16 protein-coding genes are annotated in these 14159 nt (G+C 69.6%); 10 read left to right on the top strand and 6 right to left on the bottom strand.

Going from position 1 to position 14159, the window contains the following annotated elements; all coding sequences use genetic code 11:
* Positions 1 to 3: 3 nt before the first annotated feature.
* The 5 genes from VVD47_RS11620 to VVD47_RS11600 all read right to left on the bottom strand — a co-directional run bounded on the left by VVD47_RS11620 (position 4) and on the right by VVD47_RS11600 (position 4382).
* Positions 4 to 2001, bottom strand: a complete 1998-nt coding sequence (locus VVD47_RS11620) for a DUF1631 family protein (RefSeq protein ID WP_327603628.1) — start codon at positions 1999 to 2001, stop codon at positions 4 to 6.
* 8 nt (positions 2002 to 2009) lie between these two features.
* Positions 2010 to 2600: an RdgB/HAM1 family non-canonical purine NTP pyrophosphatase gene (rdgB, locus tag VVD47_RS11615; RefSeq protein ID WP_327603627.1), complete on the bottom strand. Its 591-nt coding sequence runs from the start codon at positions 2598 to 2600 to the stop codon at positions 2010 to 2012.
* Between the two features lie 199 nt (positions 2601 to 2799).
* On the bottom strand, positions 2800 to 3771 hold the full coding sequence (locus VVD47_RS11610; RefSeq protein WP_327603626.1) for a complex I NDUFA9 subunit family protein: 972 nt from the start codon (positions 3769 to 3771) through the stop codon (positions 2800 to 2802).
* 61 nt (positions 3772 to 3832) lie between these two features.
* On the bottom strand, positions 3833 to 4000 hold the full coding sequence (locus tag VVD47_RS11605) for a hypothetical protein (RefSeq protein ID WP_327603625.1): 168 nt from the start codon (positions 3998 to 4000) through the stop codon (positions 3833 to 3835).
* Between the two features lie 157 nt (positions 4001 to 4157).
* Positions 4158 to 4382, bottom strand: a complete 225-nt coding sequence (locus tag VVD47_RS11600; RefSeq protein WP_327603624.1) for a hypothetical protein — start codon at positions 4380 to 4382, stop codon at positions 4158 to 4160.
* Positions 4383 to 4458: 76 nt separating this feature from the next.
* On the opposite strand from VVD47_RS11600, the gene VVD47_RS11595 reads away from it, so the two are divergent.
* The 9 genes from VVD47_RS11595 (at position 4459) to VVD47_RS11555 (ending at position 12662) form a co-directional block, all read left to right on the top strand.
* A complete protein-coding gene (locus VVD47_RS11595; protein WP_327603623.1) occupies positions 4459 to 5358 on the top strand; it encodes a recombination-associated protein RdgC in 900 nt (299 codons plus the stop codon).
* A 16-nt stretch (positions 5359 to 5374) separates the two neighbouring features.
* Positions 5375 to 5845: a nucleoside 2-deoxyribosyltransferase gene (locus tag VVD47_RS11590; protein ID WP_327603622.1), complete on the top strand. Its 471-nt coding sequence runs from the start codon at positions 5375 to 5377 to the stop codon at positions 5843 to 5845.
* A gap of 46 nt (positions 5846 to 5891) precedes the next feature.
* Entirely contained in the window at positions 5892 to 6179 is a 288-nt protein-coding gene (locus VVD47_RS11585) for a type II toxin-antitoxin system RelE/ParE family toxin (RefSeq protein ID WP_327603621.1), read from the top strand.
* A gap of 1 nt (position 6180) precedes the next feature.
* Positions 6181 to 6441 (top strand): helix-turn-helix domain-containing protein, encoded by a 261-nt coding sequence (locus VVD47_RS11580; protein ID WP_327603620.1) that lies wholly within the window; start codon positions 6181 to 6183, stop codon positions 6439 to 6441.
* 46 nt (positions 6442 to 6487) lie between these two features.
* Complete coding sequence (queC, locus tag VVD47_RS11575; RefSeq protein WP_327603619.1) at positions 6488 to 7168, top strand: 7-cyano-7-deazaguanine synthase QueC; 681 nt, start codon at positions 6488 to 6490, stop codon at positions 7166 to 7168.
* Between the two features lie 175 nt (positions 7169 to 7343).
* Positions 7344 to 8645 carry a 16S rRNA (cytosine(967)-C(5))-methyltransferase RsmB gene (gene rsmB, locus VVD47_RS11570; protein ID WP_327603618.1) on the top strand — a complete coding sequence of 434 codons (1302 nt, stop codon included), beginning with the start codon at positions 7344 to 7346 and terminating at the stop codon, positions 8643 to 8645.
* Positions 8608 to 9228 (top strand): DUF4390 domain-containing protein, encoded by a 621-nt coding sequence (locus VVD47_RS11565; protein ID WP_327603617.1) that lies wholly within the window; start codon positions 8608 to 8610, stop codon positions 9226 to 9228. Before rsmB ends, VVD47_RS11565 begins: the two co-directional genes overlap by 38 nt.
* A 37-nt stretch (positions 9229 to 9265) precedes the next feature.
* Positions 9266 to 11380: a sensor histidine kinase gene (locus VVD47_RS11560; RefSeq protein WP_327603616.1), complete on the top strand. Its 2115-nt coding sequence runs from the start codon at positions 9266 to 9268 to the stop codon at positions 11378 to 11380.
* Between the two features lie 49 nt (positions 11381 to 11429).
* Positions 11430 to 12662 (top strand): sigma-54-dependent transcriptional regulator, encoded by a 1233-nt coding sequence (locus VVD47_RS11555; protein ID WP_327603615.1) that lies wholly within the window; start codon positions 11430 to 11432, stop codon positions 12660 to 12662.
* A gap of 72 nt (positions 12663 to 12734) precedes the next feature.
* Here VVD47_RS11555 and VVD47_RS11550 read toward each other — a convergent pair whose 3' ends face one another.
* Positions 12735 to 13682 (bottom strand): hypothetical protein, encoded by a 948-nt coding sequence (locus tag VVD47_RS11550; protein ID WP_327603614.1) that lies wholly within the window; start codon positions 13680 to 13682, stop codon positions 12735 to 12737.
* Positions 13683 to 13863: 181 nt separating this feature from the next.
* Here VVD47_RS11550 and VVD47_RS11545 point away from each other — a divergent pair, with 181 nt between their 5' ends.
* Positions 13864 to 14127 (top strand): DUF1289 domain-containing protein, encoded by a 264-nt coding sequence (locus VVD47_RS11545; protein ID WP_327603613.1) that lies wholly within the window; start codon positions 13864 to 13866, stop codon positions 14125 to 14127.
* Positions 14128 to 14159 lie beyond the last annotated feature (32 nt).

Genomic DNA, 14159 nt, shown 5'->3' with positions numbered 1-14159 from the left:
GGCTCAGAGACGGCGCGCCGCTTCGGTGGCGGCCTGCTCCAGCACCTGGCTGGTCGGCACGCTGGCAGCGTCACCGCGCTGGGCCTGGGTGATCAACCAGCGCAAGGGGAAGATCGCCGCGAAGTCGCCGTGCGGGTGGGTCACCAGCAGCGTGCGCGCCTGGCCGGCCAGCCACGCGACGCGGGCGCGTGCCGCGCTGCCGTCGGGCAGCTTGAGGTCCAGCCAGTCGCCCACCTTCAGCGCGGCGATCCAGTCCGGCGCACGCGGGTCGGCCTCGGCATCCGGCTGCAGGCGCACCAGGCGCAGGCCGGGGTGTTCGGTCACGGTGTCCACGCGCGGCGGTGCCAGGCGCGGGATGCCGAAACCGGCGATGTCCTCCATGCCCCGCCCGCGCAGCGCGGCGGAGTGGAAGGCCACGAAGCGGTTGAGCACCTGCTCGCGCATCGCCTCCGGCATGCCGATCAGGGTGAGGCCCTGGCGCAGTTGCTCCAGCAATGGGGGCAGCGCGGCGACCAGCTCGGCCCGCGCGGCCGGATCGGTCTTCGGCTGCATGCTCCAGATGAGCCGGTCGGCGGTCGCCAGGCCCTGCATCCATTGCGGGCTCTTCTCGCCCTGGGTCTGCAGCAGGGTGGCGAGCACGCGCACCCACAGCTGTTCGAGGAAGTCGCGTACCGGCTCCGGCACGTCGCCGACAGTCAGCGCGCGCACGGCCTGCGCGGCGCGGCGGCGCGACTGTTCGCGGCGTACCTCGCGCTCGGCCAGCGGGATCAGCGCGGTGGCGCGCGATACGGCAGCCGCCATGTGCTGGGCCGCCAGCGCGTCGATCTGGCCGCGGAAGCCTTCGAAGGCAGCGAGGTCGCGATCGAAATGGGCGACGAACTCGGCGCTCTGCTCGCGCAGCGAGCGGACGATGGCATAGCGTTCGTCCTCGCGCGGGTCGATGCTCATGGCGAGGCCCAGCAACGCATCCAGGCACTGGCGCGCCGGGTGGCTGGCGTCGGCCAGGAAGCCGGGGGCGATCAGCGCGGCCTTGAACAGCGGCACGCGCAGGGTGGCCAGCACCGGGCGCAGGGCCGGGCACAGGCGCGTATCCGCCAGCACCATGTCGAAGGCGCGTCCCAGCGCGTCCAGGCTCACGGCGGAGGCGGGCGGCAGCAGCAGGTTCAGTTCGCCGACGTTCAATGCGCCGGCGGCGGATGCATCGCGCTGCTTCTCGGTCAGCCAGCCGAGCACGCGGTCGGCGATGGCGGAGGCCAGCGTCGGGTCGATGCCGGCGCGCGGGCCGTCCCCGCCGGCGGTGGCGGATCGCGACCACAAGGCGGTGCGCAGCGCGCCCAGCGAGCCGGGAATGTGCGGACCGGCGTCCAGTGGCGCGGCGCCATCGGCACTGCTGCCGGCGTAGGCCGCGCGTTCGAGGCCTGCACCGCCGAACGGGGCGCGTTCGCCGGACGTGCGCAGCAGCGATTTCTGCTCCACGCCGGCATCTTCCAGCAGCTTGTCCAGCTCCACGTACAGCTCGGCCAGCGTATTGCTCAGCGCGGTTTCGGCCTGCGCCGGGAAGGACAGGCGGCCGGGGCCACGCATGGCGTCGTGGTCCAGCATCTCGCGCAATGCCGCGCACACCGCGTCCGGGCCGACCGGCAGCTGGGCGACGTCGGCGTCGTCTTGCTCCAGCAGGGTCATGAAGCGCAGGTGCAGGCTGGACAGGTTGCGCTCGGCGCGGTCGGTCAGCTTCTGCGACAGGTTGATCAGCGCCACCGTGAGGTCCATGTCCTCGGGGTGCACCAGGCTGATGCGCGAGGCGGTGAGGCTGCGCTTGGCCTCGAACTCGCGGCGGCTCCTGATGCCGGACAGCTCGTCGAAAGTGGTGCCCGCAGCATCCGACAGCGCCTGCAGCAGCTCCGGCAGGCGGATGCCCTGGCTGGCAGCGGCCTTCAGCAGCGTGTCGGCGAAACGCTCGCGGCAGCGGCGCAGGATGGCGGGTTTGTTCAGCGTTTCCATCGTGGTGCTCAGGCCTCGCGTTGCAGACGTTCCAGCAATTCGCGACAGGCCAGCGCGCGATGGCTGACGGCGTTCTTCAGCGTGGCGTCGATCTCGCCGGCGCTCTGCTCCAGCTGCGGCAGCCAGAACAGCGGGTCGTAGCCGAAGCCCCCGCTGCCGCGTGGCGCGGTGAGCACCTCGCCATGCCATTCGCCCTCGCAGATGATCGGTTGCGGATCGTCGGCGCTGCGCAGCCACACCAGCACCGCGACGTAGTGCGCGCGGCGGTCGGCGACGCCGGTGAGTTTTTCCAGCAGCAGGGCGTTGTTGCGCTCGTCGGATTTCGGCTCGCCGGCGAAGCGCGCGGAGTGCACGCCGGGTGCGCCGCCGAGTGCCCGCACGCAGATGCCGGAGTCATCCGCGAGGGCCGGCAGGCCGGTGATGCGCGCCGCGTGGCGTGCCTTGGTCAGTGCGTTCTCGACGAAGGTGCCGTAGGGCTCGTCGGCCTCGGGTACGTTCAGCGCCGCCTGCGGCACGACCTCCCAACCCAGGGGCTGCAGCAGGGCGCCGAATTCGCGCAGCTTGCCGCTGTTGTTGGAGGCGAGAACGAGTTTCTTCATGGCTTGCAGACGGGCTGGAGGATGTCGGCGATAGTGCCACAAGGCCCCTTGCCGCGCCCCGTGAAAAGCCGCACCGGGGCGGCCTGTCGCGCGGGGAAGTTTGGCAATGTGTTACCGGACGCCGGCGCCCCGGTCCGCGCCTCTGGCGGGCGCGTTCCGCCAGGCGGGTGTGCGGGCCGATGCGACCCGTACCGTCCGCTCAGTACCAGCCTTCGCCACGCCGGGCGCGGGTGCGGATCGGCGAGTAGCCGGCGCGTACCGACACGTCGGCGAGATAACGCGGCGCCACTGCCTCCAGCCGGGTCGCCGTCACGCCATAGGGCAGCGGCGTGTCCGGTGCGACGTTGTCCTGGCGCATCGAGCGCAGGTTGTCGCGGCTCATGACCGGTTCCGGCGCCAGCTCCATGAGCCGGGCCTGCAGCATGCCCAGGCCTTCCGGCAGGGCGATGATGCGGCGCGGGCAACCGACCTGCCGCGCGGCGTAGTCGACCAGCTCCTCCAGCGTGTAGGCCTGTGGCCCCACCATCGTGAGGCACTGGCCCTGCGCATTCACGTCGTCCAGCGCGCGCAGCATCACTGCCACCGCATCGCCGACATACACCGGCTGGAAGCGCGCGCCGGCACCGGCCAGCGGCAACACCGGGAAACGGCGGGCGAGCTGTCCGAACAGGCGCAGGAAGCTGTCCCCCGGCCCGAACATGACCGAGGGGCGCAGGATGCTCAGCCCTGCCGTGCCGAATGCACTGCGCACGGCGGCTTCGCCCGCGGCCTTGGAGCGCTGGTAGCCGGACGGGGCGTCGCTTGCTGCGCCCAGCGCGCTGACATGCAGCAGGCGCTGCACGCCGTTGCGCTTCGCGGCTTCGGCGACGCGGCCGGCGACGTCGACATGGGCGTTGGCGAAGGCGGGGCCGTACGGCACGCCCTCAGGGGAGTGCAGCACGCCGACGAGGTTCACCACCGCGTCGACGTCGCGCGACAGGGCGTCGAGCGCCGCCGGGTCGCTGACATCGGCGCCGACGACGTCGGCGGTGGGCAGCAAGGCGAGATGGCGGGCGCGCTCCACCCGTCGGGTGGGAATGCGCAGTTCGATGCCGCGTGCGGACAGCGCATGCGCCAGATGGCTGCCGACGAATCCGGCGCCGCCGACGAGTAGTACCCGGCGAATGCTCATGATGCCTCCTGTGGGTGGGTCGCAGCAGGCGGAGCGTAAGCGGTTTTGCGCAGGACGCCGTTCAGGCGCGCTGCGCAAAACCGCCTTCGTCCCGACCGCTCTTCAGCTGCCTGCTCAACTGGCGACGCGCTGCGGCACGACGTTGCTTGTGGCTCTTGTCATGCGCACCGGCGCCGCCCTGGCGTTTCAGTAACGCCACATGGACGTGGTTGCGGGGTTTTCGTTCCATCATCTGCTCCTTGCGCGGGTTGCGCCTTAACGTGAATCAATGGTGTGCGATGGCGCTCGGCCATTGCGGTCGGCCTGCGGCTGTTTTGACCGAGGCGACGCACATCAACGCGGCGGGTGCCGCGACGTTGACATGCGCCCGACCCCTTGCCGCACGCTCACTTGCCGGCCGCCTGGTCGGCTTCCTGCAGGCGTTGCGCGGCCTGCGCGTTGATCTGGTCGAGTTGCTGCTGCACCTGCTTGATCTGCTCCTGGCCGCGTTTCACCTCCTCCGCCTTGCCGGCGGCGACGGTGCCGGCCGTGGTGGCCGTCTCGGTGAGGCCGCAGCCCGCCAGCGAGAGCAGGGCGACGCCGCCGATGCAAGCCTTGCTGAAAAATTTCATGGTCTCTGTGCTCCTGTTGGCAGGGTTATGATGCGTCCCTTTTTGCCGGGTTCCCCACCTGGCCGGGTATCGCCTCATGTGGTTCCGCAATCTTCAAATCTATCGCCTTGAGCCCGGCTGGAAAATGACCGCCGATCAGCTCGCCGAGCAGCTCACCCGCCTGCCCTTCCAGCCCTGTGGCAGCCAGGAGCCCCTGTCGCGCGGGTGGATCGCGCCGGTGGCCGACGGCCCCTTCGCGCACAGCCTGGGCGGCCACTGGCTGCTGACCCTGATGGTCGAGCAACGCCTGCTGCCCGGCTCGGTGGTGAAGCAGGAGGTCGCCGAGCGCGCCGAGCTGCTGGAAGCGCAGCAGGGCTTCAAGCCCGGCCGCAAGCAGTTGAAGGACTTGCGCGACGCGGTGGTGCAGGAGCTGATGCCGCGCGCCTTCACCAAGCGCCGCCGCACCTCCGGCTGGATCGACCCCAAGGGAGGCTGGCTGGTCATCGACGCCGCCAGCCGTAAGGGCGCCGAGCCCTTCATCGAAGCCCTGCTGAAAGCCGCCGACAGCGTGCCGGTGACGCTGCTGGACACCGCCAACTCGCCCGCCGCGGCGATGACCGGCTGGCTGGCCGATGGCGACGGCCCGGGCGCCTTCGGCATCGACCAGGATTGCGAACTGCGCGCGGTGACCGACGAGAAGTCCGCCGTGCGCTACGTGCGCCACGCGCTGGACGGCAAGGACGTGCGCGAGCACCTGGGCGGCGGCAAGCAGGTCACCAAGCTGGCGCTGACCTATGACGACCGCGTCAGCTTCACGCTCAACGACAAGCTGGAAGTGAAGCGCCTGGACTTCCTCGACGTGGTGCGCGACAGCGTGCCGGACAGTCTCGACCAGGCCGAACGCTTCGACGCCGACTTCGCGCTGATGACGGGCGAATTGTCGCGCCTCATCCCCGCATTGATCGAAGCGCTGGGCGGCCTGCAGGGCGGCAAGTAAGGGTCAGGTTGTCGCCATGAAGATCTACATCGCCGGCCCCGACGTGTTCCGCCCCGACGTGCTGGCCTGGGCCGACGAAGTGCGTGCCGCCTGCGCCGCCGCCGGCCACCAGGCGCTGGTACCGCTGGACGGTGACGCCACCAGCGCGGCCGGCATCTTCGACAGCAACCTGACGATGATCCGCGCCGCCGACGCGGTGCTCGCCAACCTCAACGCCTTCCGCGGCGCCGAGCCGGATTCCGGCACCTGCTTCGAGCTGGGCGTGGCCGTCGCGCTGGGCAAGCGCTGCGTCGGCTATGCCGACAGCGCCGAGCTGCTGAAGGAGCGCGTCGCGCGCTGGCAGGGCAGTGCGCTGGACGACGGCTGTGACCGCAGCGGCATGCGCGTGGAGGACTTCGGCCTGCCGCTGAACCTGATGCTGGCGGTGCCGGTCGACCTGGTGGTCGGCGACTTCCGCGCGGCGCTGGCCCGCTTGGGGCGCGCCTGAGCCGAGGCGCTTTGACATACCATAATTGGTATGTCCATAATCCGGTATGTGGACGATTGAAGAACATCGCCGGGTGGACAAGCAACTCTCTGCCGCCAGTGTTCCTGTCGAGGTTCTCAAGCGCTACGAAAAGTGGAAGGACATTGCCCGTCTGTCGGGCCCTCCGGGTTTGCGGGCAATCAAGGGCTTTCACGACGAAGCCCTGGCTGGTGAATGGAAGGGCCATCGCTCATCACGGCTCGGCTTGCAATGGCGCGTCATTTACCAGGTGGTCGCCAATGTCCTGTTGATCCAGGTCGTGCAGGTAACGCCCCATGACTACAGGAGGCCATGACATGAAAGATTTCCGTCCTGCCAGGCAACGTATCGAAGTCTCTGTCGGCGACTCCGTCCGCATCGTCCGCGAGTTGCAGGAACTGAGTCAGTCGCAGCTTTCAGCGCTGACCGGTATTCCGCAAGCCACCATTTCCGCCATCGAGAACGGCCGGGTCAATCTGGGCGTCGAACGAGCCAAGACACTGGCGCGGGCGCTGAACTGCCACCCGGCCGTGCTGGTTTTTCCGGGCTGGGAAGTGCCGCTCGACACCGCCGCCTGAACCCGGCCAGCCTCTTCTGTTCCCTTCAGTACCTTCGCGTAAGCCCATGACCACACGCCGCGCCGTCGTCCTGCTTTCCGGCGGACTCGATTCCGCCACCTGCCTCGCCATCGCCCGCAGCGAGGGTTACGAAACCTATGCGCTGTCGGTGGCCTATGGCCAGCGTCATGCCGCCGAGCTGGAGGCGGCGAAGCGCGTGGCGGCTGCGCTGGGCGCGAAGGAACATCGCGAGGCGCGGGTGGACCTCGGCCAGTTCGGCGGCTCGGCACTCACCGACGCGAACATCGCGGTGCCCACCGACGGTGGCAGCGGCGGCATCCCGGTGACCTACGTGCCGGCGCGCAACACCGTCATGCTGTCGCTGGCCCTGGGCTGGGCGGAGGTGCTGGGCGCCAACAACCTCTACGTCGGTGTGAACGCGGTGGACTACTCCGGCTACCCTGATTGCCGGCCGGCCTTCATCAATGCCTTCGAAACGATGGCCAACCTCGCCACCAAGGTGGGGGTGGAAGGCGCGCAGATGCGCATCCATGCGCCGCTGATCGACCTGTCCAAGGCCAACATCATCCGCCTGGGGCACGCGCTGGGCGTGGACTACGGCCTGACGGTGACCTGCTACCAGGCCGACGACGCCGGCCGCGCCTGCGGCCTGTGCGAGGCCTGCCGCCTGCGCGCGGACGGCTTCAAGTCGGCGGGCATCGCCGACCCCACCCGTTACCGCGCCTGAGCGCGACCCAGGGCCTGCAGCCATGACAGAGCGTTCCGGTCCCCGCCGTCCCGGCGGACCTTCCCGCGCCGGCGCGCCCCAGCGCCCGGGCGGCCCTCGCCGCAGCGGCGGCAACACCGGCAGCAGCGAGGGGGCAGGCCGCCCTGCGCGGCCGTCCGGCACACGCAACCCTGCCTTGCCGCCCCTGCCCGCTGACTCGCTGGCCCTGCAACTGGCCGTCGCGGCCGAAGCCGTGGCGCGGGTGCGCGTCGGCCAGGCCCTGAACGACGGCCTCGTCAGCCTGTGGCAGGCATATCCGGAACTGCCGCCGGCCAGCCGCGCCGCGGTGCAGGACATCGTCTTCGGCACGCTGCGCGACTATGGCCGGGCGGATGCCTTCCTCGGCCGCCTGCTGCGTCAGCCGCTGACGGCGGAGATCGTCGACGGCCTGCTGCGGGTCGCGCTGTACCGCCTGGAAACCCGGCCGGACGCCAGCCACACCATCGTCGACCAGGCGGTGGAAGCCGCCGCGCGCATGGCCGGCGGCAACTTCAAGGGGCTGGTGAACGGCGTGCTGCGCAGCGCGCTGCGCGACTGGTCGGCGTTGGTCGGCGCCGCGGACGCGCAGGACGAATCGCGCTGGCGCCACCCGGCTTGGTGGCTGCGGGCGCTTCGCAAACACTACCCGCAGGACTGGCAGGCCATCGCCACGGCTGGCAACAGCCATCCGCCGATGAGCCTGCGGGTCAACCGCCGCCGCTGGACCCTGGCCGAAGCGCGCGCTGCGCTGGATGCCAGCGGCCACGCCAGCACCGTGCTGGGCGAACGCAACCCCTGGGGCCTGCGGCTGGACGAGCCCATGCCGGTCGCCAGCCTGCCCGGCTACGCCGAAGGCAAAGTGTCGGTGCAGGACTGGGGCGCCCAGCAGGCCGGCCTGCTGCTGGGGCTCGCCAACGGCATGCGCGTGCTGGACGCCTGTGCCGCCCCCGGCGGCAAGACCAGCCACATCCTGGAACTGGCGGACGTCGACCTGCTGGCCCTGGACGCGGAGCCGGCGCGCGCCCGGCGCGTCACGCAACAGCTTGACCGGCTGGGCCTTTCCGCCAGCGTGAAGGCGGCGGATGCGCGCCGCCCGGCCGACTGGTGGGACGGCAGGGCCTTCGACCGCATCCTCGCTGACGTGCCCTGTTCCGCCAGTGGTGTGGTGCGTCGCCATCCGGACATCAAATGGCTACGCCGGTCGGAGGATGTTGCGCGATTCGCAACGCTGCAAGCCGAAATCCTTGACGCCCTGTGGCCGACGCTGGCCCGCGGCGGAAAATTGCTTTATCTGACGTGTTCTGTGTTCCCAGACGAGAATGGTCTGCAGGTGCAGCGCTTCGCGGCGCGCCACCCGGACTGCAAGCGCGCCCCGATGCCGGACGGCGCCCTGGAGAGACAGTGGCTGCCTGGCACCGGACATGACGGTTTCTACTTCGCCCTGCTCGAAAAGACTTGAGCTGTGGCAGGCCCTGAGGGGCCTGCTGCTGGCGCTGCTTGTCGTCTGCGCGCTGCCGCAGCCCGGTGCGGCCGTGGCGGCGGACCTGGAAACCCAGTTCGTCGAGATCCTGCCGGTCGACGACCAGTACGTGCTGAACGCGGCCTTCTCGCTGGCCCCCAGCCCGCGGCTGGAAGAACTGGTGAGCCGCGGGGTGGCCCTGCCCTTCGTGCTGGAGTTCAACCTCAAGTCGCCGCGCTGGTACTGGTGGGACGCGGTGATCGTCGAGAAGCGCACCGAGTACCGCCTGTCCTACCACGCCCTCACCCGTCAGTACCGCCTGTCCACCGGCGGCCTGCAGCGCAGCTTCGCGACGCTGGACGAGACGCTGCGCGCCATGCTGAGCGTGCACAACTGGCCGCTGATCGACCGCGACCGGCTGCCGCCCCGCCAGGTCTACCGCGCCGAACTGCGCCTGCGCCTCGACCAGGGCCTGTTGCCCAAGCCCTTCCAGATCGCCGCGCTGGGCGATTCGGACCTGGACCTCTCCTCCGGCTGGCAGCGCTGGAATTTCCAGACCGTGCCGCGCGAAGCCGCCAAATGAGACCGTCCGCAAGACCGCCGGCAAGGAGGCGGGCCCGATGAGAGGGCTGGTCATCATCACGCTGGCCGTCGCGGCCGTGCTGCTGTTCCTGCTGGCCAGCGCCGGCGCCAATACGTCCCTGTTCGCGCGCCACTACCCCTGGCTGCTCGGCGCCAACGTACTCATCGGGCTGAGCATGGCGACCCTGGTCGGCCTGCAGTTCCGCCGGCTGCTGGCCGAGTATCGCCAGCGCCAGTTCGGTTCGCGCCTCAAGCTCAAGCTGATCGGCATGTTCGTGGTGCTGGCGGTGTTGCCGGGCACCGTCATCTACGGGGTGTCGGTGCAGTTCGCGGTGCGCGCCATCGAGTCCTGGTACAACGTGCAGGCCGACGACGCGCTGCAGGACAGCCTCAACCTGGGCCGCGCCGCGCTGGACGCGCTGCTGGAGCAGCTGTCCGACCGCAGCCGCGAAGTGGCGCTGGAACTCGGCGACGCCGACCACGCGCCCACCGTGCCCACGCTGCTCCGCGCCCGCGACCGGCTGGACGCCGACACGGTGACCGTCTTCACCGCCACCGGCCGCGTCGTCGCCAGCGCCGGCGAGACCACCAGCGGCCTGCTGCCGCCGGTCCCGCAAGGCGCCGAGTTGCGTCGTGCCCGCCAGAGCACTGGCCTGCGGGTGGTGGATGCCGAGGCCGGCAGCCTCAACCTGCGGGTGGTGCTGCCCATCCCCAACCGCACGCTGACCGCCGACCCGCTGCTGCTGCAGGTCACCAGCCGCGTGCCGGATGCGCTGGCGCGCAGCGCCGAGGCCATCCAGACCCTGCACCAGAACTACCAGGAGCTGCTGCTGGCCCGCCAGGGCCTCAAGCGCATCTATCTCGTCACCCTGACGCTGGCGCTGCTGCTGGCGATGTTCGCCGCCGTCGCGGTGGCGGTGATCTTCGCGCGGGCGCTGTCGGCGCCGCTGTCCATCCTCGCCGAAGGGACGCAGGCGGTGGCCTCCGGCGACTTCTCGCCACGCCAGGCGCTGCCGGCGCGCGACGAGCTGGGCGTCCTCACCCAGAGCTTCAACCGCATGACCCAGCAGCTGCAGGACGCGCGCGCGCTGGCGGAGAAGAACCGCTCCGCCGTGGACGCCGCCCGTGCCTACCTGGAGAGCGTGCTGACCAGCCTGTCCTCCGGCGTGCTGGCGTTCTCCAGCGAGGGGCAGCTGCGCGCCGCCAATCGTGGCGCGGTGGCGGCATTGCAGGACGAGCTGTCCGGCTTCGAAGGCATCGCGCTCGCCGACTGGCCACGCCACCAGAGCTTCCGCGACGCGGTGTTGCGCGGCTTCGCGGAACACGAGGAGGACTGGCAGGGCCAGGTGGAGATCGACCGTGGCGAAGGCCGCATGCAGACCCTGCTGCTGCATGGCTCGCGCCTGCCGGAGGCGGGTGGCGGCGGCTTCGTGCTGGTGTTCGACGACGTGTCGCAACTGATCTCCGCGCAACGCACCGCGGCATGGGGCGAGGTGGCGCGACGGCTGGCGCATGAGATCAAGAACCCGCTGACGCCGATCCAGCTCGCCGCCGAGCGCCTGGAGCACAAGCTCGCCGGCCAGCTGGGCGACGAGGCGCGCGCCATGCTGTCGCGTTCCATCCAGACCATCGTGAACCAGGTGGAGGCGATGAAGAACCTGGTGAACAGCTTCCGCGACTACGCGCGCCTGCCGCCGCCCTCGCTGGCCGAGCTGGACCTCAACGCCTTGATCCGCGAAGTGCTGGTGCTGTACGAGAGCGCACAGGCCAGCATCCGCGTGGAACTGGCCGACGGCCTGCCGCACATCAACTGCGACGCCAGCCAGCTGCGGCAGCTCATTCACAACCTGTTGCAGAACGCCCAGGACGCCACCGCCGAGCGTGGCAGCGACGCCCTCATCACGCTGGCGACGCGCTACGACGGCCGCCGCGTGGAGCTGACGGTGCGCGACAACGGCAGCGGATTCCCGGCCGCCATCCTGGCCCGCGCCTTCGAACCCTACGTCACCAGCAAGCCGCGTGGTTCCGGCCTCGGGCTCGCCATCGTGCGCAAGATCGTCGAGGACCACCGCGGTGAAATCCACATCGCCAATCGCGAAGGTGGTGGTGCGGAAGTGCGTGTGCGCCTGCGACTCGCCGAGGCGCAGAAGTAAGCGCCTCGCGCGGTGTTGTGCGCAGCCGGCACCGTGGTAGGCTCGCCCCATGACGAAGATCCTTGTTGTCGACGACGAGATCGGCATCCGCGAACTGCTCTCCGAGATCCTGCTGGACGAGGGCTACGAAGTGCAGCTCGCCGAGAATGCCGCCGCGGCGCGCGGCGCGCGCGCCAGCGCGCGGCCGGACCTCGTGCTGCTCGACATCTGGATGCCCGACACCGACGGCGTCACCCTGCTGAAGGAGTGGGCCAGCAGTGGTCAGCTCACCATGCCGGTGGTGATGATGTCCGGCCACGGCACGATAGACACCGCCGTCGAAGCGATCCGTTTCGGCGCGACCGATTTCCTCGAGAAACCCATCGCCCTGCAGAAGCTGCTGGCCACCGTGAAGCGCAGCCTGCAGCGCCAGCCCACGCGCGTGCGCAGCCAGCTGACGCTGGCGAGCTTCACGCGCTCCACGCAGCTGCGCGACCTCAAGAAACGTCTGGACCAGGCGGCCGGTCGTTCGCGCGTACTGCTGCTGCGCGTCGGCCCCGGTTCGCTCGCCGAGCTGTGCGCGCGCAGCCTGCAGGCCGACAATGCCAACTGGATGGACCTCGGTGCGCTCAACGCACCGCTGGAGATCCAGCTGCTGGAGGATCATCGCGGCGGCATCCTGTTCGTCGAAGAGCTGGGGCAACTCGGCCGTGCGCAGCAGAAGAACCTGGCCTTCGCGCTGGACCGTCTGGACCGCTACGACCTGCGCCTGCTGGCGGCCAGCACGCGCAACGCCGAAGAACTGCTGGCCGAAGGCTGGGATGAGGGCCTGCTGCGCCGGGTCTTCGAAGTCGCGCTGGTGCCGCCCTCCTTGCTGGAACTGCGCGACGAGGTGCCGGAGATCGCCGCGCAGTTGCTGCTGCACCTCGTCGAATCCGGCGAAGTGCCGACGCGCAGCCTCAGCACCGGTGCCTTGAACGCACTGCGCAACCGCCCCTGGGGCGGTGGCTTCGCGGAGCTGCGCTCGGCCATCAAGTCGGTGGCGCTGGCGGCGCTGGAAGAGCAGATCGATGGTGACGACATCATCCGCCACATCTCGCGCGGCCCTGCCGCCACCTTCGCACTGCCGCTGGACCTGCCGCTGCGCGAAGCGCGCGAGAGTTTCGAGCGCATCTACTTCGAGCACCACCTGCAACTCGAGGACGGCAACATCACGCGGCTGGCGGAGAAGACCGGGCTGGAGCGCACCCACCTGTACCGCAAGCTGAAGCAACTGGGCATCGCGCTGCGGCGCGAACAGTAGTCGTCGCCTCGGCGCCGCAAGACGTGAAAAAGCCGACCCGCGGGTCGGCTTTTTCATTCACGTCCGCCAGCTTCAGAAAGGCTTGAACACCACGTCGTCATCGACCGCGTAGAAGCGGCAGGCCTGGGCGTTGTTGCGCTGGGCTTTCACACAGTCGTCCATGGCGACACGCAGCGGTTGCAGGCGTTGCGCCGGTGCCATGTAGCAACCGTTGTTCTTGCTGACCACGAAGGCGCGCGGCTTGTCGTAAGTGAGGAAGCGCTGGTAGTACTTCGCACGGCAGTTGTCGGACAGCGTGGCGATGGGCGGCTCGTCGGCCAGCGCGGCAAAGTTGCTGGCGGCCGGCGGCTTGAGGTCGCTGCCTTCCTTCGTGTTGGCCGATTCGTACAGGTCCGCCGTGGTGATGATCCGGGCGGACAGGGCATCGAAGGAATCCAGCCGTTCGCAATCGGGCACGGCGACCGTTTCCTGGCAACCCAGCACGCTGCCCTTCGAGGTCTGTGCCTTGGGGTGGAAGATCATCAGCTTGCGGTCACGGCGCTGGAAGTAGGAGAGCATCGTGCCGAACGGAATGTCGGTGCGGTCGGACACGTAGGCGTAGTCCGTGGGGCTGGCCGTGCCGTTGGCGCCGGCGAAGCTGCCACCGAGCATCAGGTAGCTGGCTTCCAGGCGCGCGCCAGCGGAAACCATGCGTTCCCTGCCGGCGAGGAAGATGCGCACGCAGGCGTAGCCACAAGCACCATGCAGCACGGTGACGAGCCCGGCGTCCTTGACGGCGTCTGCCACCTGCATCGCGTCCGCCAGCTTGCCGCTGCCGGTGGTGCCCAGGTTGCGCAGCACGATGTACTTCACGCCCGGCTTCGCTGCCTCGCGGATCTTCTCGGCATCGCCATCCACCAGCGTGCCATGCACGATCATTTCCTCGCCGTTGACGAAGATGTTCACTGCAAGCGCCGGTGTGGTCACGGCGATGAGGCAGGCTGCAAACAGCGCCTGCCTGATGCGTACGGACAAGGACATTGGTCTTCCCCCTGATGTTTTATGTTCTTTGCAAACGAGTTGCCCGCCTCCCCCGGCGGGCTGCGCGATGATAGCGACGCGCACCCGGCCTTTCCGCGTCCACGCGGGCAGGCGATACTTGTTGCCACAGTCTTTGCCGCAGTCTGGGCACGGCATCCGTCACGCATCGTGCCGATGCTGCGTGCCCCGCACCGCCTGCCTGCCCATGACCGATCCCTCGCCGGCCACCGTCGCATCACCCTGCATCCGTCACTGCTGCCTGGACCCGGACAGCGATGTCTGCGTCGGTTGCTTCCGCACGCTGGACGAGATCACCGGCTGGAGCCAGGCGGACGATGCGCAGCGGGCGGCCGTGCTGCAGCGGTGCGTGGCGCGTCGCGCCGACTACCAGCAGCGCTACCCGGACTGGTGTCCGCCGATACGTCCTTCCGTATCGCGCCGATAGCGGCAACGAGGTGACGCAGGTCGGGGTTTTTC

It is taken from the genome of Uliginosibacterium sp. H1 (assembly GCF_036017065.1).
Lineage (GTDB): Bacteria > Pseudomonadota > Gammaproteobacteria > Burkholderiales > Rhodocyclaceae > Uliginosibacterium.
Note: the sequence above shows the minus strand (reverse complement) of the source record. Positions and strands in the feature narration are given on the sequence as shown.